Raw genomic sequence first — 23,792 nt, 5'->3', positions numbered from 1 at the left:
CAGCAGACGAATGCTGACCCCGTCAGTGAAGGAGCGGCGGATTTCCCGGTCAGGTGTGCGCAGTAAACCTTCCATTGCGCCGCTGCCACCTCGTCGGCAGGACTGCCTGGACGGCGCAATGGCCGCGGAACGGTCGCGGTCTGCCGGTGTCACGCTGCCTGGCTAGCTTCCAGCAGCAAGGTCGGCGGCAGTACCTGACGCCGTCGTCGCATGGAGTGAGCGGGAGGCCGGGTTGCAAGCCAAGAAGTTCCACCTGGGTTGGTTCATGAACGGCTACCGCGTGCACGGGTGGCGGGACCAGTGGATCGGCACCCACAAGTCCGAGGGAATGCTCCCGGACTTCTACGTCGACATGGCGCGTTCCTTGGAGCGCGCCTGCTTCGACTACTTCATCCTCGAGGACTCGTCGTTCGTGCCCGACGCCTGGCAGGGCAAGCACGACTTCTATCTGGAGAACGCGTACGCGGTCCCCAAGTTCGACCCGGCGGTCCTGGCCTCGATCCTCACCCAGAACACCGCGCGCCTGGGGATCGTCACCACGCTGGCGATCACGGAGTACCCCCCGTACCTGCTGGCACGGCTCGTCTCGACGATGGACCACGTCTCACGGGGCCGGGCCGGCTGGAACATGGTCACCGCGAGCTCGGACCGTGCGGCACAGAACTACGGCCACGACGCCCAGCCGGATCACGACGTCCGCTACGACATGGCCGAGGAGTTCGCCGAGCTGGTCGTCAAGCTCTGGGAGTCCTGGGAGCCGGGTTCCATGGTGGTCGACCAGGACGGGATCTTCGCCGACCCGGCCAAGGTCCACCCGGTCGATTTCCAGGGGAAGTTCTACAAGTCGCGGGGCCCCATCAACTCGGCTCGCTCCCCGCAGGGCAGGTCGGTCATCGTCCAGGCGGGCGGATCGCCCAAGGGCCGTGCCTTCGCCTCCAAGTACGCCGACTCGATCATCGCCTCGGCGAGCACGGTCGAGCAGATGAAGGAGTACCGCGACGACGTCCGGGCCCGTGCCGAGGCGCACGGTCGCGACCCGGACTCCGTGAAGGTGCTGTTCCTGGTGTCGCCGGTCATCGGTGAGACCCATCAGGCGGCCGTGGACCGTCGGCAGCAGGCCAAGGAGGAGGCGGCGGCCAACCCGGTGACGCGCCTCGCCGGGATGGGCTACGCGACGGACATCGACTTCTCCGTGTTCGATCTGGACACCCCGATCAAGGATCTGGCGTCCGAGTTGGTGACCAACGGCCACCAGAGCTCGCTGCAGCAGTTCGTCGCGCAGAACAGGGAACGCACGCTCCGCGAGGTCGCGATGCAGTCGTCCACCAGCGCCGGGCAGCGCGTCGAGCTGTTGGGTACGCCGTCCGAGGTCGCCGACCAGATGGGTGACGTCATGGCCACGGTGGGCGGCGACGGTTTCCTGCTCACCCAGGACGTCCTCACACGGCGCTCCATCAGCGAGGTCTGCGACGGCCTCGTACCCGAGCTGCAAAAACGCGGGCTGACGCGGACCTCGTACTCGTACGAGATGTTCCGCGACAACCTGCTCGAGTTCTGAGGTGACCTCACCGTCCTGTGGGGTGCCCCGGTCTCCGGTCGAGCGCGCGCGAATCCAGCGGAGGAGCTTGCGCGTGCTCACCCTGGGACAGGTGGTGGGTGCCGGTGCGCTCGGCGCGGCCGTCACGATCGGCGGCTTCGTGGTCGAGGGCATCGTCGGTGTCGCCACACCGTGGGTGGGTCTGTCGACCGCGGCCGTCACCGCGGGCTCGGGCGCCATGGCGCAGGTGCTCGCCCGGGTCATGGCGCGACGCGGACGACGGGTCGGCATGCAGCTGGGCTACGGACTCGCCGCCCTGGGAGGTCTTGTGGCGTGTGCGGGCGTGCAGATCTCGTCGCTCGCGGTCTTCCTGGGCGGTCTCCTGCTGTACGGCGCCGGCTCCGCCACCAACCTGCTCGCCCGGTACGCGGCGACCGACCTGGCAGAGCCGGACGAGCGGAGCCGGGCGATGGGCCGGATCCTGTTCGCGGCCACCTTCGGAGCGATCTTCGGCCCTACTCTCGTCGGACCGGCCGAAGCACTCGGGCAGTCGGTGTTCGGGCTGGAGAAGTACGCCGGTCCCTGGCTCCTGAGCTCGTTCTTCTTCCTCTGCGCAATGGTCAACGTGGGGGTACGGCTACGCCCCGATCCCTTGGCGGTCTGGGCGGAGGGCAACGACGCGGCGCACGGGCAGACCGTCGCCGTCCGGTCGGTCCGCGTCGGCGACTCACTGCGGTTGATCGCCACGGCCTCCGCGGCCCGGCTGGCTCTGCTCTCCATGGTTGTCGCCCAAGCCGTGATGGTCGGCGTGATGGCCATGTCACCGATCGAGATGAAGACGCACCACCACGAGGCGGTCATCCCCTTCGTGGTCTCGGCCCACATGGCCGGCATGTTCGCCTTCAGCCCGCTCGTCGGTCGCGTCGCGGACAGGTTTGGGCGGTTCGTGGCGATGCGGAGCGGTGCGCTCGTACTCGTCCTTGCCGGCTGCACCGGGACGGTGGCGAACAGCGTCCCCTTGATGTTCGTCTCGATGTTCACGGTGGGGCTCGGCTGGGCGCTCGTCTTCATCGGCGCCTCGACGCTTCTGGTGGACACCGTCACCTCCGGTGACCGGGTGCCGGTCCAGGGCACGGCGGACTTCGTCATAGCCGTCTCCGGTGGAATCGCCGGGGTCCTGTGCGGGTTCCTGCTCAGCTGGGTCGGGTTCGCCGCCCTCGCCCTGGGCTCCGCGGGCCTGAGCGTGCTGCTCCTCCTCGGGGTGTCCGGTCAGCGGCGACGGGAGAAGTCAGTGGTGGAGGCCGGGTGACCACCGACGAAGCACGATCCACCCCACGCCCGGCCGACGCCGTGCCGTCGTACTCGTTGCGGGCGCTGTTCCGGGTCCCCGGCTACCGCTACCTCTGCGTGAGTTCCTTCGTCTGGCACACCACGCGGTGGGGCGGCCTGTTCACCACGAGCTACCTGCTGGCCCAGCTTTCCGGTTCGCCCATCCTCAACCAGGTCGTCGGCGCACTCGTCTTCCTCCCGATGCTCGTCGGTGGCTTCGTGGCCGGGGTGATCAGCGACCGGCTGGACCGGCGCAAGCTCGTCCGTCGCGTCCAACTGGCGCTGATCCCGATCCAGTTCGCGATGTTCGGACTCGTCCAGTCAGGACGGGTCGAGATCTGGATGACCCTCCCCTTCATGTTCGCGCTGGGCATCGGCGGGTTGGTGAACATGACCGCGCAGCGCCCTCTCATCTACGAGACTGTCGGTCCGCGTTTCGCCGGGCAGGCGATGACGATCGAGTCCACCGCACAGGCGGGGTCGGCCATGTTCGGCACGCTCGCCGGTGGTGCGCTCATCGAGCACGTCGGCATGGGGGCGGGATTCGCCGGGATGGGCATACTGCTCTGCATCTCGGCGGCCTTGCTCCGGCTGGTCCCCAGTCCTCGCTACGCCACCCCGCGCGATCCCGAAGCGCGTGTGTCGATCGCCGCGCAGGCCGTCGCCAGCGTCAGGCTCGCCCGGCGCAGCAGGCGCCTGATGGCCACTCTGGGGGTGACCGTGGCGATGAACCTGTTTATGTTCGGCTACATCCCGCTGGTACCTCTCGTGGCCGATGAGTTCTCCGCCGACGCCGTGCTCGCCGGCGCCCTGGGCGCCGCTGCGGGTGGCGGGCAGATCCTCTGCGGAGTCGTCCTGAGCACCCGGCCCCTCCTTCGACGGGGGCTGGTCTTCGCGGTCGGCTCGATGGTTGCTCTGCTCGGCCTGTTCTGCTTCTCCATGGCGCCGCTGTACCAACTCGCGTTTCTCGCGTTGTTCGTGGCCGGGACGGGCCAGGCCGCGTTCGCGTCCATGCAGAGTCTCCTCGCGATCGAGTCCGCACACGAGACCGAACGCGGCGTCGCCCTCGGTGTGCTCAGCACCGCGATCGGCGCGATGCCGATCGGGATGGTGGTGATCGGAGCGAGTGCCGAGCTGCTCGGCACCAGGAACGCCCTCATGGTGTCGTCCCTGATCGGGATGGCCGCGGTGCTGACGGTCGTGCTGCGCCTGCGTGACCTGCTGTCGGCCGCCCCGGAGACCGCCCTCCGCCCCTCTCCCGGGGCCTGAGTACCTCTCGGTCGCAGTGGCCGCCCGCCGACACGGACGGCGTGCCGTGCCCGCGTCGCGAAGCCCGCGCCCTTGGCAATTCCGGGATTCCGAGCGCCCTCGTGGCTATCGGTGGCTCCGTTACAAAAACCTTATGTGTGGTGAACCAGGCGCAATAGGAAAGCCACGATGACGACGCTGCGGTGTCACACAGCGCAGCCATCGTCATCGCACACCGTGGAGACGAGCCGAACGCCTCGACTCCTTCCTTCCTCACCGCACTGTCACCGCACTGTCCAAGTGGCTCTGTGAGACCCCGCCGTAGGAGGCGTCCTTGCCCACCAAGACCGAACCCCAGCACAGACCGGAACCGCGCACCCAGCTGAGCCGTCGCGGCCTGCTCAAGGCGGCCGGCATCACGCTCGGCAGTGTCAGCCTGCTGAGCCTGATCCAGGCGTGCGGCGAGGGAGCCGCCGAGGACGGCGCGGGCAACCTCACCCTGCGCATGCCGTTCCTGCAGGACATGCAGGTCCCCGACCCGGACATCATGTACGAGGGTGAGGGCGTCCAGGTCATGCACGCGTGCTACGACGGCCTCGTCACCTACAAGTCCGGTACTCCGGAGATAATCCCGCAGCTGGCGGACTCCTGGACGGTGTCCGACGACCAGCTGACCTACACCTTCAAGCTGAAGCCGGACGTCACCTTCCACGACGGGACACCCGCCGACGCCGAGGCGTGGGTGAAGAGCTTCGAGCGTCGGGCCGCGGTCAAACAGGGGCCTGCCTACATGGTGACAGGGATCGCCAAGGCCGAGGCGACGGATGCGACCACCCTCGTGGTCAAGCTCAAGGAGCCCAACAACGCCTGGCTCCACTACGCGGCCTGCCCGTGGAAGATGCTGGTGACCAGCCCGACGGCGGTCACCAAGAACGCGGTGGGTGGCGACCTGGCCCAGACGTGGCTCAAGACCCACGACGCGGGCACTGGCCCCTACGTCATGAAGGAGTTCGTGCCGGGAAGCCACTACGTCCTGGAAAGGTTCGACGGCTACTGGGGCGAGAAGCCGTACTTCGAGACGATCCGGATCGAGATCACCCCCGAGATCGCGACCCAGAAGCTCCAGTTGGACCAGGGTGCGTTCAGTCTGGTCACCCATGGGTTCGCCATCGCCGACGTACTCAGCTACCGGAAGAACAAGAAGTTCTCGGTCTCCACCAACCTCGGCGCTTCGATGATGTCGCTCTACATGAACCCTGGCGCGGGCATGTTCAAGGACAAGTCCCTGCGACAGGCGATGATGACCGCCATCGACCGCGCCACGGCCGTCGAGACGTCCTTCAAGGGGCTCACCACGGTCCAGGAGAACTTCTGGCCGGAGAACATGTTCCCCAAGGGGCTCGCACCCTTCGACCCGAAGGTCGACCTCGGTCCGCTGACCGAGAAGGTCGCCAGGTTGTCGAACAAGAAGGTCGACTTCGCCTGGGTGTCGTCCAACGGCGCACCGGCTCAGCAGATGGCCGAGCTGGTCCAGACCCAACTCGCCCCGACCGGGCTGGAGATCACCATCCGGGCGATGCCCTCGGCGGAGTGGTTCGACCTGTGCAACCAGCCGGCCGGCAAGCGTCCTGACCTGCTCCTGGGGTCGATGGGCGGTGACGCGCTGCACCTGGACACCGCGCTGCGGATCTTCCTGCGTACGGGCGCGAAGCCCCTCAACGCGTTCCAGTACGGCAACCCCAAGGTGGACGCGCTCATGGACGAGGCGATCACCAAGGGCACCGCGGCCAAGACCAACGACGTCTACCTGCAGATCACCGAGATCATCGCCGACGACGCCTTGTGGGTCCCGTTGTGCCGTATCCCGCAGAACTTCGTCACCCACGCCGACATCGGCGGCGTAGAGCTGGATTCGTACCTCCCCTACATCTACAACCCGGCCAAGATCAAACGGCGCTGAGCCGGCAGCGACAGGCTGAGGAGGGCATGAAACATGACCAGCACCAGCACTCCCAGCGGCAGCGCCGCCGCACTCGCCGAACCACTGACCGCATCACGTGCTCGGGTGGAGGACCTCACGGTCACCTTCAACCGTCGAGGAGTGCCCGTCCACTCCCTGCGCGGCGTCACCCTCGACATCGCCCCCGGCGAGATCCTCGCCGTCGTCGGTGAGTCCGGCTCGGGCAAGAGCGTGATGGCTCTGGCCCTCCTCGGGCTGCTCTCGGGCGACCCGATGCCCCTGGTCACCGGAAAGGCCGAGGTGTGCGGGGTCGACATGGTGTCCGCGTCGGACGAGGAGCGGCGCCGCATGCGCAAACTGCACCTCGGCGCGGTGTTCCAGGACCCCATGACCTCGCTCAACCCCACGATGCGCATCGGCCGCCAGGTGGTGGAGGCGGCCGGGTCCGAGGAGGAGGCGCTGCGGCTTCTCGACCTCGTCGGCATCCCGGACCCCGCGCGGCGGATGAAGGCGTTTCCCCACGAGTTGTCGGGCGGGCTCAGGCAGCGCGTGATGATAGCCATGGCGGTCGCCGGCAAGCCCGACCTGGTGATCGCCGACGAGCCCACCACGGCACTCGACGTGACGGTGCAGGCCCAGGTCCTCGCGCTCATCCGCGACCTCTGCGACAAGCTCGGCACATCCTTCATCCTGGTCACTCACGACATCGGCGTGGCTTCCCAGGTGGCGGACCGGATCGCCGTCATGTACGGCGGCCGGGTGGCCGAGATCGGTAAGACGGAACAGGTCCTGCGGGCACCGTCACACCCCTACACCCTGGGCCTGCTGAACGCCCGCCTGGATCTCGGCCTGCCGACCGGCCGACCCATCCCGGCGCTCCCGGGCGAACCTCCGGACCCCCGGGCCCATCCGCGTGGTTGTGCCTTCGCACCTCGGTGCTCGGCGGCGACCCATGAGTGCGCGGAAACGCTGCCGGTGCCGACCCCTGCGTCCACTCACTCGGGGGTGGCGGCCTGCATCATCCCCGGCGCGACGACGCAAGAGGCGATACGCGTCGCCGCGCCACCGTTCCGGCCCATGGCCGAGGTCGACGACGACACTCCCGCGCTGCGGATCAACGGCATCGACAAGCAGTTCACGATCAGGCGCGGGCTGCTGAAGAAGGACCAGCTCCACGCGCTGCGCAACGTGATCCTCGATATCGCTCCCGGCGAGTCGATGGCCGTAGTGGGCGAATCCGGGTCGGGGAAGTCGACCTTGCTCCGCGTCGTCGCAGGGCTGATGACGCCCGACGGCGGCACCGTCGAGCGACTCGGCGGCCGGCCGCAAATGGTGTTCCAGGACGCCGGCGCCTCGCTCACGCCCTGGCTGACCGTGGGTGAGATCGTGGGCGAACGGCTGCTCAAGGACAACAGCAGGGCAGACCGCCGGGAGATGGTCGACCGGGCACTGCGCCAGGTGGGGCTTCCCCCGGACGTGGCCGGCATCAAGGCGGGTCTGCTCTCGGGAGGCCAGCGCCAGCGGGTCGCGTTCGCCAGGGCCGTCATCGTCCCGCCGAAGTTGCTGCTGTGCGACGAGCCCACCTCCGCACTGGACGCCTCCTTGGCCGCGTCCGTGCTCAACCTGCTTCAAGACCTGCGGCGCGAGCTCGGGATGGCCGTCATGTTCGTCACCCATGATCTGGCCGCTGCGCGCTTCATCTCCGACCGCACCGCGGTGATGTACCTCGGACAGATCGTCGAGCTGGGGCCGACCGAGGAAGTCATCGCCTCCCCCAAACACCCGTACACCAAGGCCTTGCTGGCCGCGATCCCCACCCCTGGGGCCGCGCCCGTGCGACTGCCGGGCGAGCCGGCGAGCCCGCTCTCCGTGCCGTCGGGTTGTTCGTTCCACCCGCGCTGCCGCGAGCGGATCGACCGATGCTCCACCGAGGCGCCGTTCCTCTACTCCATCGACGGCATCGGGGGTCGGGAGGCTTCGTGTCACCTCTCCAGGCTGCCCGCGAGCGAAGGGTGACTGGGCGTGGTTCGCCCCATCACCTCGGGAGTCGAACCACGGTCACAGCGGCGCAATGCGAGTGCCATGACGGCGCATTCGACGTGACATCGACACCGGATGTCATGAGGTCACCGCGGACCGAGGCACGCAATGGCGCGGTGCCGAACAGCCCGGCGATCAGTCATACACCGTCCACTGGTTCACGGCAGCGGAGACAGCAAGAGAGGCAGGCAGACGCACATGACGCAGATGTTCCACCTGGGTTGGTTCATGAACTTCACGCCGCCGGACTGGCAGTCGGAGTGGGCCTCCCCGGACGTGAAGAACTGGGCCAACGGCAAGTTCCACGTCGACATGGCCCAGTCGATGGAACGGGCCTGCTTCGACTTCATGATGATCGAGGACACCGTCATGGTCGCCGACGCCTACGGCGGCACCATGGAAGGCTCACTCAAGAACGCCGTCTTCGCACCCAAGCAGGACCCGGTCCCACTGGCCGTCATGGTCGCCGCCAACACCTCCAAGATGGGCGTGGTGGCGACGATGTCCACGTCGTTCTACCCGCCCTACCTCCTCGCTCGCGCCTGCTCCACCGTCGACTCCATCGCCGAAGGCCGCTTCGGCTGGAACATCGTCTCCTCCGCCGAGGACCGCGCCGCCCAGAACTTCGGCCTCACCGGCCTGCCCGAACATGACGAGCGCTACAACGTCGCCGAGGAGTACTTCGACGTCGTCAACCAGTTGTGGGACTCCTGGGAGCCGGACGCGGTCGTCATGGACCGCGAGACCAACACCTACGCCGACTACAACAAAGTCCGCACCATCGACTTCGACGGCAAATACTTCAAGTCCCGCGGACCCCTCAACACCGTCCCCTCACCCCAGCACCGCCCCGCGTTCTTCCAGGCGGGAGCCTCACCCCGGGGTCGTGCGTTCGCCGCCGGCGCCGCCGACGCGATCATCGCGGTCGGCACCGGCACCGCAGGCATGAAGGAATACCGCGACGACATCCGCGCCCGCGCCGAAGCAGCCGGCCGCAACCCCGACGACATCAAACTCCTCTTCGTCGTCTCCCCCACCATCGCCGCCACCGAAGCCGAAGCGATCGCCGCTCACCAACGCTTCGGCCAGTCGGACCTGTTCGTGGAGAAGGCACTGGTGGGCATCTCGTCCAACACCGAGATCGACTTCAAGCAGTTCGACCTCGACGAGCCGCTCCCCGAGGGCCTCACCACCAACGGCGAACGCGGATCCCTCGAACACTTCAAGCGGGGCGACGGCACTCCAGGCCCCAAGACCCTGCGTCAACTCGCGATCGCTGCAAGCTCGTTCGGCCTGGAGTTCATCGGCACTCCCGGACAGGTCGCCGACCAGATGGAAGCCGTGATGGAGCAGGTCGGCGGCGACGGCTTCCTCATCCACCGCAGGGGCCTGACTCGTAAGTACATCACCGACATCTGCGACGGCCTCGTCCCCGAGCTCCAACGACGTGGTCTTACCCGCACCGAATACACCGGGTCCACCTTGCGCGAGACCCTCGGCGAGTTCTGAAAGGCAGAGGCACATGACGCAGATGTTCCACCTGGGTTGGTTCATGAACTTCACGCCGCCGGACTGGCAGTCGGAGTGGGCCTCCCCGGACGTGAAGAACTGGGCCAACGGCAAGTTCCACGTCGACATGGCCCAGTCGATGGAACGGGCCTGCTTCGACTTCATGATGATCGAGGACACCGTCATGGTCGCCGACGCCTACGGCGGCACCATGGAAGGCTCACTCAAGAACGCCGTCTTCGCACCCAAGCAGGACCCGGTCCCACTGGCCGTCATGGTCGCCGCCAACACCTCCAAGATGGGCGTGGTGGCGACGATGTCCACGTCGTTCTACCCGCCGTATCTGCTGGCCCGTGCCTGTTCCACCGTGGACTCGATTGCCGGGGGCCGCTTCGGCTGGAACATCGTCTCCTCCGCCGAGGACCGCGCCGCCCAGAACTTCGGCCTCACCGGCCTGCCCGAACATGACGAGCGTTACAACGTCGCCGAGGAGTACTTCGACGTCGTCAACCAACTCTGGGACTCCTGGGAGCCGGACGCGGTCGTCATGGACCGCGAGACCAACACCTACGCCGACTACAACAAAGTCCGCACCATCGACTTCGACGGCAAATACTTCAAGTCCCGTGGACCACTGAACACCGTCCCCTCACCCCAGCACCGCCCCGCGTTCTTCCAGGCGGGAGCCTCTCCCCGGGGCCGTGCATTCGCCGCCGGTGCCGCCGACGCGATCATCGCGGTCGGCACCGGCACCGCAGGCATGAAGGAATACCGCGACGACATCCGCGCCCGCGCCGAAGCAGCCGGCCGCAACCCCGACGACATCAAACTCCTCTTCGTCGTCTCCCCCACCATCGCCGCCACCGAAGCCGAAGCCCGTGCCGAGGCCCAGCGGACTCTCAATGATCCGTCGTACATCGACAAAGCGCTGGTGGGCATCTCGTCCAACACCGAGATCGACTTCAAGCAGTTCGACCTCGACGAGCCCCTCCCCGAGGGCCTCACCACCAACGGCGAACGCGGATCCCTCGAACACTTCATGCGCGGCGACGGGAGCCCCGGCCCCAAAACCCTGCGCGAGCTGGTCATGGCCCGCAACAAGCGAGGGCTGGAGCTGGTGGGCACCCCGGAGCAGGTCGCCAAGAAGATGGGCGAGGCGATGGAGGAGATCGGCGGCGACGGCTTCCTGATCAACAAGGGCGGTCGCGACCTCTCCCGGCAGTACATCACCGACATCTGCGACGGCCTGGTCCCCGAGCTCCAACGCCAGGGCCTCACCCGTACCGAGTACACCAAGTCCACCCTGCGCGAGACGCTCCGCGAGTTCTGAGCCCACCGCAGACATCCCATCCCCGCATCCCCGGCCTTTCCAGAGCACCGCGTCACGATCGAGCAGGAGACATCATGCCGAAGAAGTTCCACATGGGTTGGTTCATGAACTTCATCCCGCCGGAGTGGGACACCGAGTGGGCTTCCCCGGACGTGAAGAACTGGGCCAACGGCAAGTTCTACGTCGACATGGCCCAGTCGATGGAGCGGGCCTGCTTCGACCTGATCATGATCGAGGACACCGTCATGGTGGCCGACGCCTACGGCGGCACCATGGAAGGCGCGTTGAAGCACTCGGCGTTCGCGCCGAAGCATGACCCCATCCCGCTGGCCGTTCTGATCGCCGGCAGTACGTCCAGGATGGGCGTGGTGGCGACGATGTCGACGTCGTTCTATCCGCCCTACCTCCTCGCTCGCGCCTGCTCCACCGTCGACTCGATCGCCGAGGGCCGGTTCGGCTGGAACATCGTCTCCTCCGCCGAGGACCGCGCCGCCCAGAACTTCGGCCTCACCGGTCTGCCCGAGCATGACGAGCGTTACAACGTGGCGGAGGAGTACTTCGACGTCGTCAACCAACTCTGGGACTCCTGGGAGCCGGACGCGGTCGTCATGGACCGCGAGACCAACACCTACGCCGACTACAACAAAGTCCGCACCATCGACTTCGACGGCAAGTACTTCAAGTCCCGCGGACCGCTGAACACGGTGCCCTCACCCCAGCACCGGCCCGCCTTTCTCCAGGCGGGAGCCTCCCCTCGCGGCCGTGCGTTCGCCGCCGGCGCCGCCGACGCGATCATCGCGGTCGGCACCGGTATCGAAGGGATGAAGGAGTACCGCGACGACATCCGTACCCGCGCCGAAGCAGCCGGCCGCGACCCCGACGACATCAAACTCCTCTTCGTCGTCTCCCCCACCATCGCCGCCACCGAAGCGGAAGCCCGCGCCGAGGTCGAGCGGATCCACAACCACCCGTCGTACATCGAGAAGTCGTTGGTGAACATCTCGTCCAACACCGAGATCGACTTCAAGCAGTTCGACCTCGACGAGCCCCTCCCCGAAGGCCTCACCACCAACGGCGAACGCGGATCCCTCGAGTACTTCATGCGCGGCGACGGGAGCCCCGGCCCCAAAACCCTGCGCGAGCTGGTGCTGCACCGCGCCAAGCGGGGGCTGGAGCTGGTGGGCACCCCGGAGCAGGTCGCCAAGAAGATGGGCGAGGCGATGGAGGAGGTCGGCGGTGACGGCTTCCTGATCAGCAAGCCCGGCTGGGACCTGTCCCGCACGTACATCAACGCCATCTGTGACGGCCTGATGCCCGCGCTGCAGCGCCAAGGCCTCGCCCGCACCGAGTACACCAAGTCCACCCTGCGCGAGACCCTTCGTGAGTTCTGATCGTGTGCGGGCGTGACCGCGTCGTACACGTCCCACGGCAGCGCGCTCGCCCGGTTCCGGGAGTCGGCCGGTCATCCGCTGACGATGGTCCTGGTCGGTTTCGTGATGGCCATGACCGCGCCGATCGAGCTGCTCTACGCGATCAAGCTGGGGCTCAGCCCGGTCCTCGTCACCGTCTTCATCGTGAGCTCCGCGGCCGGGCTCATGCTGGTCGACGTCCTGGGAACGCGGGTCGTCACCCGGATCGACGCTCGATCGACGGCCGTCGTCGGGATGGTGCTCTTCGCGGTCAGCGAAGCCTGTTACGGGCTGGCTGACCGCGCGCCGGAACTGATCGCCGCCCGGGTCCTCCAGGGCCTGGCCAGCGCGGTGGTCGCCGGCGCGGCACTTCAGGTGACGGTGCGGATGCACACTCGCCCGCACCGCGCTCTCGGCTCGAACGCGAGCCTGCAGATGCTCGGCGGCGCCATCGGCGCCCCGGTCGGCGGCATCCTGGCCACACAGCACGCGGGGGTCGACGGCTACCGGCTCGCCTTCGCGGTCTGCTGCGGAGCCGGCCTGGCGGCGGGCACGCTGGTGGTCCTGCTGCTGCCGCGCCTTCCCGCCTCGGACAAGCTCGGCAGACCCCGTGTCGGTCTGCCCCGGCTCGCGGTCGGCCGCGCGGTCCGCGTCGCGCTCGCGCTGGGGCTCATCGGCAACTACTTGCGCAGCGGGATCGAGAACACCGCCTTCCCGCTGATCGGGGACGCGGCGGGTCTCACCCCCGCAGGCATCGGTATCTCCCTGGGCGTGCTCTCCATGGTGGAGATCGTGGTCCTCGGCACCTCGGGCACGCTGTTCGAGAAAGTCCCGCCTGCTCGAGCGCTCGTGTGGGCGCTCACGCTGGGTGTGATCGCCTTGGGAGCGCTTCTGGCCGCACATTCACTCAGTGGCTTCCTCGTCGCGGCCGTGCTGTTCGGGCTCGTCGACGGAGTCGCTCTGGCAGCACCACCGGTACTGGTCGTCGTCACCAGCCCGGACCCGTCGATCGCCGTGGCCAACTACCGGATCGCCTGCGGGGTCGGCTCGTTCAGTGGCTCGGGCAGCGTCAACCTGCTCTTCGGCGCGCTGGGGACGGCGGGGTGCGTGGTCGGCGGAGGGCTCGTCCTGCTGTGCGCGGCGGTGCTGGCCGGGTCGAGACCCCTGCGGGAAACGCGCGCGACCCGCGCGCAATGAACCAGCAACGTGAATTGACCCTTCAATGACACCGCGAGCGGTGCACTTGTTCCCCGATGGAGCGCATCAGGAGCCCGTGACCGCACGGTCGAGGACGAGCGGGCCGTCGAATTTCGGAGGAGCTATGGCAGTTGCTGAGCCCTACGTCGCCAAAGGTCTGGTCCCGGTCGGGGCCAGGTTCGGTCAAGGCCTCAGACAGTATTTCCAGGGCACGCCGGTGGCCGCCTGGGTCGCCTTCACCGCGCTGGCAGCGATGTTCCTCATCGCGGTCTTCGCCGAGGCCCTCGCCCCCTATGACCCCCTGGTGCCGGCCGGGACACCGATGTCCGCGCCGGGATCCGGCTTTCTCCTCGGGACCGACACGGTGGGACGTGACGTGCTCAGTCGCGTTCTCGTCGGCATGTCCACCAGTTGGTGGGGCGCCCTGGCGGTCGTCGCGTCCGGTGTCGTCTTCGGTGGTCTTGTCGGTCTCGTCGCCGGGGCTGTCGGCGGCATCGTCGACAGCATCCTGATGCGCATCACCGACGTGTTCCTGGCGCTCCCGGGGCCGATCCTGGCGGTCGCGGTGGTCGCGGCCCTCGGCCCGTCCTACTTCCACACCCTCGTCGGCGTCTCGATCGTGTGGTGGCCGTTGTACACGCGCATCATCCGCGCCGAGGTACGCAAGCTACGGGCCTCTCCCCACATGGAGGCGGCCAAGATCTCGGGTGCCGGACCGGTGCGCCGGCTCACCAGACACCTGCTGCCCGGAGCCGTCCCGGTCACCATCATCACCGCGAGCCTGGACGTGTCGGCCCTGGTGCTGATGCTCTCGAGCCTCTCGTTCCTCGGTCTTGGCGCCCCGCAACCCGCGCCGGAGCTCGGGGCGATGAGCGCCCAGGGCATGACCAACATCTTCAGTGCGTGGTGGATCCCCGTGTTCCCTGCCGCAGCCGTCGCCCTGATCGCCATCGTCAGCAACTTCGCCGGCGACGCCCTCAGGGACCGCATCCGTGACCGCTGACACTGACCGCTGACCGGTACGGACCAACGTAGAGGTGACATCATGCTGCTGATCTTGGGTCGTCGGCTCCTGGGAGCGCTACCCGTCCTGATCGCACTCGTCCTGGTGGTCTTCGTCCTGCAGCAGGTGGCGCCCGTCGACCCTGTCGTGGCCCTGGTCGGGGAGAAGGCACCACCAGAGGTGTACGAAGCCGCCCGCCGGCAACTGGGACTCGACAAGCCGGTGCCGGTGCAGTTCTTCAACTACCTGGGGAGCGCGGTGCAGGGTGACCTCGGGACCTCCTCGGTGACGCGCACACTGGTCGCGTCGGACATCGTGAAGTTCCTGCCGGTCACGCTGGAGCTCGTGTTCATGGCACTCGTACTGATCGCTGTGATCGGGTTCTTCCTGGGGCTCGCCACGGCGCAGCGGTGGCGCGGATCGGGGGTGCTGCGAGTGGTGATGATCTCCGGCGCGTCGGTGCCCGTGTTCCTGGCCTGCCTGATCGCGATGCTGGTCTTCTACCGCTGGCTCGACGTCCTGCCGGTCACCGGCCAGACATCGGCGTACGACGCACCGTCGGGCCCGACCGGCTTCCTCCTGGTGGACAGCCTGGTGGCGGGTCGGCCGGGCCTGTTCCTCGACGACCTGAAACATCTCATCCTCCCCGCGTTGTGCATCGCGATCGGGCCTGCTGTGGCCGTCGGTCGCGTCCTGAGAAGCAGCCTGGAGGGCACCCTCCGGGCGGAGTACGCCCGTACGGCCAGGGCCAAGGGCCTGAGCGGGACGCAGGTCCTCATCAAGCACGCGCTCCGCAACGCCCTCGGCCCGGTGCTCGCGCTGATCGGACTTCAGCTCGCCGGGATGATCGGGAACAGCATCCTGGTCGAGGCGATCTTCGCCAGACCCGGGATCGGCCTGTACATCTCGCAGTCGATCGGCAAGGGGGACTTCAACACCATCGCCGGAATCACGCTGGTCGTCGGCCTCCTCTACGTAATGGCCAACATCGTCGTCGACGTCCTCCAGGCGGCGGCCGATCCGCGGATCGCCGTCTGAGCAACCCTGGTGAAGTCCGGTGCAGTACCGCGCCCGTAAGGGGCGCGGGGAACTGCGCGACCAGCCACGGATGGCCCGCACCCTCTTTTCGCACCGCACTCCCCGCGGAGCGCTCGGCGTCCAGGGGCGCAATCGACCGGCAACGCACGAGAAGGGGCGCGGAAATCCGCGCCCCTTCTCCTGTGCCCATGACCACTCCACTCGACATGCGCGAAGCAGACTCCCTCGAGCCCGACGTGGAGGTGGACAGCCAGTACCGTCCGGTGTACGCGCGTGGGACGCTCCAACTGCTGGCACCGGTGCTCGACCGGCGGGAGCGCCTGCGCATCTGGCTCGGCGTCGGGTTCGCCGTCGCCGCGATGGGCCTGATGGGCCTCATCCCGCTCGTCCAGCAGGTCATTCTCGATGACACGATCCTCTCCGAGAAGCGGTCCCGAGGCGTCTGGATCGTGCTCCTGCTCGTCACCGGACTCGTCAGCTTCGTGGCGAACTACCTGCGCCGCACGATCGGCGGGAGAGCCGCCGTACGCGTCCAGCGGGACCTCCAGATCAAGCTGCACCGGCACATGCAGTACCTGGACGCCTCGCGGCGCGACGAGCTGCGTGCCGGCGACGTGATGTCGCAGGCGACATCGGATCTCACCCTGATCCAGATGTTCCTCCAGCAGCTGGGCCTGGCCTACGGCAACGTCACCCTGCTCATCGTGTCGCTGGCCGTGATGGTCGCCCTCTCGCCCCTCCTGGCAGCGGTGATGCTGGTGGCCGTACCCGTGTTCCTCGCCGTGGCCATGAGGTTCCGCAGCCGGTCGTTCCCCGCGAGCTGGATGGACCAGCGGTTCCAGGGCAGCGTGGCCGGGGTCGTGGAGGAGGCGGTCACCGGAGTCCGGGTCGTCAAGGCCTTCGGGCAGGAGGAGCAGGAGCAGGCATCGCTCAACGACGAGGCGCGCAAGCTGTTCCAGTCCCGGCTCCGCACCGCGAGGATCACCGCGGTGTTCGGCGCCGGACTGGACGCCATCCCCGGTCTCACCCAGCTGGCCATCCTCGGTTTCGGGGGCTGGCTCGTCATGGAGGACCAGGTCTCACTCGGCGTGTTCCTCGCCTTCTCCAGCTACGTCCTGCAACTGGTCGCCCCGGTGCGCTTCCTGTCCGGCCTGATGGCCACCAGCCAGCAGGCGCGAGCAGGCGCCCAGCGGGTCGTGGAGCTGCTGTCGACGCAGGCCCGCGTGCAGGAGCGTCCGCACGCCGTCCGGCTGGAGAACCCCGAAGGCCTGGTCGAGCTCGACCACGTCGACTTCCGTTACCCGGGTGGCGACGTCGTGTTGCACGACATCTCGCTGCGGGTGAACCCTGGAGAGCGGATCGCCATCGTGGGGGCCTCCGGTTCGGGGAAGTCCACCCTGGCCCACCTCATCGCCCGGTTCCACGACCCCACGTCGGGAGCGGTACGCATCGACGGCCGCGACATCCGCGAGTACACCCTGACCTCGCTGCGTGCCGCGGTCGGGATCGTGTTCGAGGAAGGCTTCCTCTTCGGGACGACGATCCGCGACAACATCGCGTTCGGCAGGCCGACGGCCACCACCGACGAGGTGGAGCACGCGGCGGTCGCGGCCCATGCGCACGGCTTCATCGCCGGACTCCCCGAGGGCTACGACACCGTCGTGGGCGAACGCGGCTTCACCCTGTCCGGCGGGCAGCGGCAACGACTCGCACTCGCCCGAGCGGCACTGACCAGCCCTCAGGTCCTGATCCTCGACGATGCCACGTCGGCCATCGACGCACGGACGGAGCACGCGATCCACCGCTCGCTCGGGGAGGTCCTCGCCGAGCGGACGACCGTGCTGATCGCCCACCGGCACTCGACCCTGCTTCTGGCGGACCGGGTCATCGTGCTCGACCACGGCCGGATCGTCGACGTCGGGACCACGGAAGAGCTGCTCGAAAGCTCCCAGCTCTTCCGGGAGCTCCTGACCGGACCCGACGCGGACTTCGTGGCAGAACCCGAGGAGCCGGTCACCGAGCTGGACCCCGCCGCCTGGCCGGGGGGCGTGTCACGCCTTGGCGCACCCAAGATCAGCAGCCACACCAGCGAGGCCGCCACGCGGGCGGCGTCCGGCTCGCACGGCCCCGGTATGAGTGGCGACACCTCGACCCTCGCAGGCCTGGCCACCGTGTCGCCCACACTGCTCCAGGCCGTGGAGCGCCTTCCCGAGCTGCGCGGCGAGCCCGACATCGACCTCGCGGAAGCAGTGGCGCCGCACGACCAGTTCACCATGGGGAGCGTCTTCCGGTCCTTCACCAAGCCACTGCTGCTGGCCTCGGCCATGGTGGTCGTCGACGCCGTGTCGTGGATCGCGACGCCGGTGCTGATCAGGCTCGGCATCGACCACGGCGTCCTCCAGTCCTCCCACCGGACGCTGGCCTGGATCTGTGTGGCCCTCCTGGCCATCCAGGGCGTCATCTGGATCAACAGCAGGGTGATGATCTACTTCGCCCAGCTCATCGCCGAGCGCATGCTGTTCGGGCTGCGCGTGCGTACGTTCGCGCATCTGCAACGACTCTCGCTCAACTACTACGAGCAGCACATGGCCGGCAAGATCATGACCCGGATGACCTCCGACGTCGAGGCCTTCGCCCAGCTGTTGCAGCAGGGACTGCTGACCGCGATGGTGAGCCTGCTGGCGTGTGCCGGCATCGCCGTCGGCCTCGTCGTCTTCGACCCCCGGCTCGCCCTCGCGGTATCGGCGGTACTGCCGGTCCTCCTGGTCTCGACGCTGTGGTTCCGCTCCGCTTCGGGCAAGACATACCTGATCGCACGCCACCGGGTGTCGGTGCTCTACGCCGACATGCAGGAGAGCCTCGCCGGCGTCGCGGTCAGCCAGGCCTACAGCCAACAGCAGGCGAACGAACAGCGGTTCACGACGCTGGCCGACTCCTACTGCGAGGCCCGGATTCGCTCGGCCGAGCTGATCGCCCGCTTCTTCCCGGTACTCCAGCTGCTGAGCACCGTCGCCAAAGCCATCGCGCTGGCGGTCGCCGCTCCGCGTGTCATCGAGGGTGACCTGTCGTACGGGCTGCTGATCGCGTTTCTGCTCTACCTCGACCAGTTCTTCACGCCGATCCAGCAGCTGTCCTTCGTCTTCGACCAGTGGCTGCAGGCGAAGGTCGCGGTCGTCCAGCTGCGAGAGCTCCTGCAGACGCCGACGGGCACCCCGCTCGCCGAGGACCCCGTCGCCCCGAAGCGCCTGTCCGGCAGGATCTCCCTGGACCGCGTGACGTTCGCCTACGAGAGCACGGGCCTGGTCGCGATGGACCATGTGAGCCTCGAGATCCCACCCGGGCAGGTCGTCGCCCTGGTCGGCACGACCGGTGCGGGCAAGTCGACCCTGGTCAAGCTGGTGGCCCGGTTCTACGACACTTCAGCGGGCACGGTGAGCCTCGACGGCATCCCGATCAAGCAGCTCGACCTGGCGGCCTACCGCCACCAGCTCGGGTTCGTCCCCCAGGAACCCTTCCTCTTCTCGGGCACGATCCGTTCCAATATCGCCTACGGGACCCCCGAGGCGCCCGACCTCCTCGTGGAGCGGGCCGCCCGCGCGGTGGGGGCACACGCCTTCATCGCCGCGCTGCCCCTCGGCTACCACACCCCGGTGAGCGAGCAGGGCCGGTCACTGTCGGCCGGCCAGCGCCAACTGCTGAGCCTGGCACGGGCGCTCCTCGTCGACCCCGCGATCCTGCTGCTCGACGAGGCGACGGCCAACCTGGACCTCGCCACCGAGGCACGCGTCCAGCGAGCGATGGGGCTGGTCGCGAGGGGGCGTACGACGCTGCTGATCGCGCATCGGCTCCAGACGGCCCGAGCCTCCCAGCGCATCCTGGTCGTGGACAACGGGCTGATCGTCGAAGACGGTTCCCACGACGAGCTCCTCAAGCTCGGCGGCCACTACGCGGCGCTGTGGGCGGCCATGATGACGAGTACCGCCCACAGCCACGAGTGAGCACAGCCCACGACCCCACCCGCCAGGCGCTACGGTCGGCGCCTGGCGGGTGGGGTCGTGGGCTGGGGACGCGGGATGAGGACGTTGGCTGGGTCCTTCGGCGACTGCTCGGCCCCGGTCAGGCCGATCGGACGGCGTAGGTCTGGAAGGCGATCAGGCCGATCGGACGGCGTGGGTCTGAAAGGCGATCAGGTCGCTCCGCAGCCGGAACTGCGACAGCGCCCTGGGCTGGCCCTGCTCATCCTCCAGGACGTCTTCCAAGAAGAGCATGGGCGCTCCGACCTCCACACCCACCAACCGTGCGGACTGCTCGTCGGCTGCCGTCGCACCGATCGTCGTCGACTTGCTTCCCCGGATCCTGACGTCGAAGTGCTTCTCCAGGAACAGGATCGCGTCCGGTTCGTCGACAACGACGTCTCGGGACTCCTCGGGGCTCAGCGCGACGTAGCTCACCGAGATGCCCAGCACCAGCTCATGCTGGAGCAGGAGGGACTCCATCATGAGCACGGTCCAGTCCCCCACGAGCTGCAGTCGCTCACGCACCAGGCCCGGGCAACCCAGGATCTGGTGATCCATGGCACGGAGCTCGGTGTGGATGGCCCTCTCACCGCCGAACGCCTCGACAGGTGCGATGTCGTTGATCCGCAAGGTCGTCACACGGGCAGAGCGCGTGCCCCGTTTCGGGCTGCGCGTCACCAGACCGTCTTTGGCCAGGAGCTGCAGGACCGCACGCACCGTGTTGCGGCTCGCCGACAGGGCCTGGGTCAGCTCACCCTCGACCAGGTACTGGCTCTCGCAACTGCTCTGGAGGGCGGAACGCAGGAGATCGTACGTCCTGCGCATCGAGTTGTTCAGCCGGTCCGGCGTCTGTCGGTGCCGTTGGTACAGCGTCTCCGGGCGCACCGGACCGACAGGGTGGGTCGTCACCGCCGACTGCCACGGTTCAGCAGCGGGACGAGGCAACAAGTCATCTGCCACGAAAAACCCCTTTCGAAGAGGCGTTCATCCAGCCTGATCAGGGAAGCAGCGGAGTGTTGCCTGAATCGTCATGAAGTGCGACGTACGCATTGCGCCCTGGTGGCACGCGGGACGGCGGGTCACCCCTCAGGGCTGGTCGGCGATGCCGTCGGAGACTCGCAGGCGCGCGTTCGAGTGCAGCCAGAGCCGGGCGTCGGCGATGTCCTGATGCATCTGCTGTACCAGTGCCTCGACTTCGGAGAAGCGGCGCTGCGGCCGAATCCTGTGATCGAGCCCGACCCGCAGCCACTGACCGTAGAGGTCACCGGAGAAGTCCAACAGGTGTGCTTCGAGGAGGCGGATCCCGTCACGACCGTAGAAGGTGGCCCGCCTGCCGACCGACACGGCTGCGCCGTACGTGGCGCCGTCGGGCAGTTGCACCAGCCCGGCCCACACACCGTCGCTCACACTCTCGTCGCCCAGCACGAGGTTGGCGGTGGGAAAGCCGAGTTCGCGTCCGCGCCGGTCGCCGTGCTCGACCCGTCCCTCGATGAGTGCCACCTGCTTGGGCGTTGATCGGTCCGAGGATCGACGAAGCCTCGGTCGCGCACCAAACGGCACGCGGAGGGCGACGCTGGCCAGGGTCCAGTCCATCTTGTCTGCTCCTTCGGCACGGGGAACGGGTGAGTCAAGGACCAGTGCGACGGACCCCCATTGCGGGCGAACGAGTCGGCGGTGACGTCTGGATTACGCCGTCTGCGGTGCCGCGATACGCATCCCTGCCAGCGCCTGCCGGTGCCTGCCGGCGCATCTCCGGACATCGCCAAGGAGCCACGACGTGCCCTCCTGCTCCCCGCCGAAGTGCCAAGGCCAGCGCAAAGGGCCCGCAACCAGCGAGTGACCCTCGAGCAACAGCGGCGCGCTTGACTCCCCGGCATGAAGTACCGAGGCACTAGGGATGGGCGCCGGTACGGTGTGTGGCGTAAGACGCCGCACGACCATCGCGTCATCGCATCGGACCGGGCCACTCGCCGCACCCGGCTGCTCGTCGCTGCCGCCCGGCAGGCCGGCCCCACCGAGCTCAACCACGAGTGGCTGGCCGACCGAACGGGCGTCCCCCTCGGCTACCTCGTCTGGCGGTACCCAACCACCGCCGACCTACGCGCCCTCCGTTCGCTGTCCACGTGAGCCGTGCCCCGGTTCGGGGCCACGGCATGTCGACAACGTTCCAGCCACGTAGAGCAGACTGCCCACCGCAGCCATGACCTTGCCGCTCCCGTCGGCGACCTCAGCCGGCTCGAGCGCGTGGAACGTCGCTGCCGCCGAGGCCTTCCGCCTCGGCCCCAGTACTCGCGACTCCCGCACCAGTACTCGCGGCTCACACACCCATGGGCACCCGGCGCCAATCACTCGGCTTCTCGGGAGCAGCCTTCCGGGCGGCGGCCCCGCGCATCCCGCCCCGATGCGACTCTGCGCCAGTAGGTTCCAGAAAGCGGTTACCAAAAGCACAACCGTTTGGAAACAACATGGAAAGTATGCGCAACCATCCAACCAACTCACGGTCTAACCCGCAGTAATTGGAACAGCCGGAGATAGGGGGACGCATACAGATTTCGACTGCCGGCACGGCCCGGGGGACACCATCGACAACGACGTGGATGGGCGTGCCGTCGAGGCCGACAACGCCAAGGCCCTCACTGAGGCCCTGCTCGAACTGATCAACAACCACGCACTGCGCCACCAGATGGCGCACACAGCACTCAAGGACTCCGAACGCTTCGGCCCGACCAGGGCCGCCGAGCGCCAGGAGTCGATCACCGCCGCACAGCAGGCGGCTGACTTACTGAACACCATGGTCCGCTGGGAGACACCGTGATCGTCAACAGATTCCGCAAGTCCACCGCTGCTGCCGCAGCCGCCGCATCGGCGGACACCACGCAGGCAGGTATCCCCAAACTGATCCACGTCATCTGGATCGGCAAAAAGGCCTTCCCCTACCAGGACAACTTCCGCACCTGGCAGAAACACAACCCCGACTACAAGGTCCAGCTCTGGACCGACAAGAACCTCCCCGTGCTGCACAACCAGTGGATCTACGACGCCCTCGCCGACCTGCCGCTTGCCATACGGGCCGACCTTCTCCGCCTCGAAATCCTCGCGCAGTACGGCGGCATCTACACCGACGCCGACTCCTGGTGCACGAAGCCCCTCGCCCCTCTGCTCGACGACCTGACGCTGTTCGGCATGACCGGCAACAAGGGCAACGTCCAGAACGCCACCCTCGGCACCGTCCGGGACCACCCCGCCTACCGCATGATCGTCCAAGGCGCCGGGGCACGCTACCTCCGCCTGGCCTACCTCAAGCGCAACACGACGGAGAGGTACGAGATCTTCGACATCTTCGGCACCCGCTACATCACGCCCATTCTGCGTTCCTTCCCCGACTTCACGCAGATCGACCACGGTGCGGTCAAGGGAAGCCGCCGCCTGATATGCGTCGAGGGCCAGGACGACACCAGCGAGGCGTACATCGTCCACGCCAACGCCGTCAGCTGGAAGAAGCCGGGCACCGACAACCGGCTTTCACTCACCCCAGCCCGCCCCACGATGTAGGGGGGAGGCAACCGATGCTCCTTGCACCCCAGCGCGCCACAGCAACACCCAACATGTCCTCGTCCATGCCCACGGACGAGGACTGGGGCCTGCTCAAAGTCAGCATGTGCGCCAAGAGGCAAGCTGAGGAGCCCTTACCCCCGCATCTCGTCCGGGAGCGTCTCAATGGCGGCCGAGGGCGGCCGCCGCCGCCTCGCCATGGGTCATGCCCCGGGCGCGACGCCGGACCGAGGTCCGGCCGGCCTTCGCCTTGAACCGAGGCGAAGGCCGAAGACATTGCGCATGCCCGGACCATGCGGTCCGGGCCTGCGCGCTACGGAGATGCGGCCATGGCAATCACCGCAACAAGGAACTCAGGCGGCTCCTCGGCCGCCCGCCACGGCTCCGACGCCGCCGTGTCAGTCCCTCCCTCTACGGTTTGCCCATGACTCCTGAGATGTGGGACCGGTTAAGTCCCTTTCGTGACGAGGCGATCGCGCGGGGCATACCAGCCGACGACATAGAGCGATGGCTGGCCACCGCCCGCTCCTGCGCGACGCTGACGCGGGACGGGGACGGGCCGGTCGTTGGCCAGTTCGGCGGTCCGCTCCTGCTTCCGGCCGACACCCCGGACCCCGCCCTGTG

17 protein-coding genes and 1 pseudogene are annotated in these 23,792 nt (G+C 67.8%); 16 read left to right on the top strand and 2 right to left on the bottom strand.

What is annotated here, in order from left to right:
- Window positions 1–232: 232 nt before the first annotated feature.
- From G5C60_RS00855 to G5C60_RS00800, 12 genes are all read left to right on the top strand, one after another.
- The gene (locus G5C60_RS00855; protein WP_206438953.1) at window positions 233–1,558 is read left to right on the top strand and encodes an NtaA/DmoA family FMN-dependent monooxygenase; all 1,326 of its coding nucleotides are present in this window, start codon (window positions 233–235) and stop codon (window positions 1,556–1,558) included.
- 73 nt (window positions 1,559–1,631) lie between these two features.
- Window positions 1,632–2,846 (top strand): MFS transporter, encoded by a 1,215-nt coding sequence (locus G5C60_RS00850; RefSeq protein WP_165254191.1) that lies wholly within the window; start codon window positions 1,632–1,634, stop codon window positions 2,844–2,846.
- Window positions 2,843–4,135, top strand: coding sequence for an MFS transporter (locus G5C60_RS00845; RefSeq protein WP_165254190.1), 1,293 nt, complete (start codon window positions 2,843–2,845; stop codon window positions 4,133–4,135). The genes G5C60_RS00850 and G5C60_RS00845 overlap by 4 nt, the downstream gene beginning before the upstream one ends.
- A gap of 313 nt (window positions 4,136–4,448) precedes the next feature.
- Window positions 4,449–6,074, top strand: a complete 1,626-nt coding sequence (locus G5C60_RS00840) for an ABC transporter substrate-binding protein (RefSeq protein ID WP_206438952.1) — start codon at window positions 4,449–4,451, stop codon at window positions 6,072–6,074.
- Between the two features lie 33 nt (window positions 6,075–6,107).
- A complete protein-coding gene (locus G5C60_RS00835) occupies window positions 6,108–8,090 on the top strand; it encodes a dipeptide ABC transporter ATP-binding protein (RefSeq protein WP_165254189.1) in 1,983 nt (660 codons plus the stop codon).
- A gap of 222 nt (window positions 8,091–8,312) precedes the next feature.
- Entirely contained in the window at window positions 8,313–9,623 is a 1,311-nt protein-coding gene (locus tag G5C60_RS00830) for an NtaA/DmoA family FMN-dependent monooxygenase (RefSeq protein ID WP_165254188.1), read from the top strand.
- 13 nt (window positions 9,624–9,636) lie between these two features.
- Window positions 9,637–10,953, top strand: coding sequence for an NtaA/DmoA family FMN-dependent monooxygenase (locus G5C60_RS00825; protein WP_165254187.1), 1,317 nt, complete (start codon window positions 9,637–9,639; stop codon window positions 10,951–10,953).
- A 74-nt stretch (window positions 10,954–11,027) separates the two neighbouring features.
- Window positions 11,028–12,344: an NtaA/DmoA family FMN-dependent monooxygenase gene (locus tag G5C60_RS00820; RefSeq protein WP_165254186.1), complete on the top strand. Its 1,317-nt coding sequence runs from the start codon at window positions 11,028–11,030 to the stop codon at window positions 12,342–12,344.
- 12 nt (window positions 12,345–12,356) lie between these two features.
- Window positions 12,357–13,559 carry an MFS transporter gene (locus G5C60_RS00815; protein WP_165254185.1) on the top strand — a complete coding sequence of 401 codons (1,203 nt, stop codon included), beginning with the start codon at window positions 12,357–12,359 and terminating at the stop codon, window positions 13,557–13,559.
- A gap of 124 nt (window positions 13,560–13,683) precedes the next feature.
- The gene (locus G5C60_RS00810; protein ID WP_165254184.1) at window positions 13,684–14,562 is read left to right on the top strand and encodes an ABC transporter permease; all 879 of its coding nucleotides are present in this window, start codon (window positions 13,684–13,686) and stop codon (window positions 14,560–14,562) included.
- A gap of 42 nt (window positions 14,563–14,604) precedes the next feature.
- Entirely contained in the window at window positions 14,605–15,600 is a 996-nt protein-coding gene (locus G5C60_RS00805) for an ABC transporter permease (RefSeq protein ID WP_165254183.1), read from the top strand.
- Window positions 15,601–15,788: 188 nt separating this feature from the next.
- Complete coding sequence (locus G5C60_RS00800; protein WP_165254182.1) at window positions 15,789–19,598, top strand: ABC transporter ATP-binding protein; 3,810 nt, start codon at window positions 15,789–15,791, stop codon at window positions 19,596–19,598.
- 153 nt (window positions 19,599–19,751) lie between these two features.
- Here the strand turns inward: G5C60_RS00800 and G5C60_RS00795 are convergent, their stop codons facing one another.
- Together G5C60_RS00795 and G5C60_RS00790 are read right to left on the bottom strand one after the other, a co-directional pair.
- Window positions 19,752–20,525, bottom strand: coding sequence for a GntR family transcriptional regulator (locus G5C60_RS00795; RefSeq protein ID WP_165254181.1), 774 nt, complete (start codon window positions 20,523–20,525; stop codon window positions 19,752–19,754).
- Between the two features lie 177 nt (window positions 20,526–20,702).
- Window positions 20,703–21,116 (bottom strand): riboflavin kinase, encoded by a 414-nt coding sequence (locus G5C60_RS00790; protein WP_206438951.1) that lies wholly within the window; start codon window positions 21,114–21,116, stop codon window positions 20,703–20,705.
- Window positions 21,117–21,491: 375 nt separating this feature from the next.
- On the opposite strand from G5C60_RS00790, the gene G5C60_RS00785 reads away from it, so the two are divergent.
- From G5C60_RS00785 to G5C60_RS00770, 4 genes and pseudogenes are all read left to right on the top strand, one after another.
- Window positions 21,492–21,743 (top strand): hypothetical protein, encoded by a 252-nt coding sequence (locus G5C60_RS00785; RefSeq protein ID WP_165254179.1) that lies wholly within the window; start codon window positions 21,492–21,494, stop codon window positions 21,741–21,743.
- 466 nt (window positions 21,744–22,209) lie between these two features.
- Window positions 22,210–22,431: a glycosyltransferase family 4 protein gene (locus G5C60_RS00780; RefSeq protein ID WP_165254178.1), complete on the top strand. Its 222-nt coding sequence runs from the start codon at window positions 22,210–22,212 to the stop codon at window positions 22,429–22,431.
- Entirely contained in the window at window positions 22,428–23,168 is a 741-nt protein-coding gene (locus G5C60_RS00775; RefSeq protein WP_165254177.1) for a glycosyltransferase, read from the top strand. The genes G5C60_RS00780 and G5C60_RS00775 overlap by 4 nt, the downstream gene beginning before the upstream one ends.
- Before the next feature lie 424 nt (window positions 23,169–23,592).
- A pseudogene (locus tag G5C60_RS00770) lies at window positions 23,593–23,792 on the top strand (DUF1963 domain-containing protein); the annotation flags it as partial.

Source organism: Streptomyces scabichelini (assembly GCF_011045015.1).
In the GTDB taxonomy this organism is placed as follows: Bacteria; Actinomycetota; Actinomycetes; order Streptomycetales; family Streptomycetaceae; genus Streptomyces; species Streptomyces scabichelini.
The sequence above is the reverse complement of the archived record's forward strand: the minus strand, read 5'-3'. Positions and strand labels throughout refer to the sequence as shown.

Coding starts and splice junctions, on each gene's coding strand:
- G5C60_RS00825 (WP_165254187.1), top strand. CDS start 9,637: ATGACGCAGATGTTCCACCTGGGTTGGTTCATGAACTTCACGCCGCCG.
- G5C60_RS00805 (WP_165254183.1), top strand. CDS start 14,605: ATGCTGCTGATCTTGGGTCGTCGGCTCCTGGGAGCGCTACCCGTCCTG.
- G5C60_RS00830 (WP_165254188.1), top strand. CDS start 8,313: ATGACGCAGATGTTCCACCTGGGTTGGTTCATGAACTTCACGCCGCCG.
- G5C60_RS00820 (WP_165254186.1), top strand. CDS start 11,028: ATGCCGAAGAAGTTCCACATGGGTTGGTTCATGAACTTCATCCCGCCG.
- G5C60_RS00800 (WP_165254182.1), top strand. CDS start 15,789: ATGACCACTCCACTCGACATGCGCGAAGCAGACTCCCTCGAGCCCGAC.
- G5C60_RS00810 (WP_165254184.1), top strand. CDS start 13,684: ATGGCAGTTGCTGAGCCCTACGTCGCCAAAGGTCTGGTCCCGGTCGGG.
- G5C60_RS00785 (WP_165254179.1), top strand. CDS start 21,492: ATGAAGTACCGAGGCACTAGGGATGGGCGCCGGTACGGTGTGTGGCGT.
- G5C60_RS00835 (WP_165254189.1), top strand. CDS start 6,108: ATGACCAGCACCAGCACTCCCAGCGGCAGCGCCGCCGCACTCGCCGAA.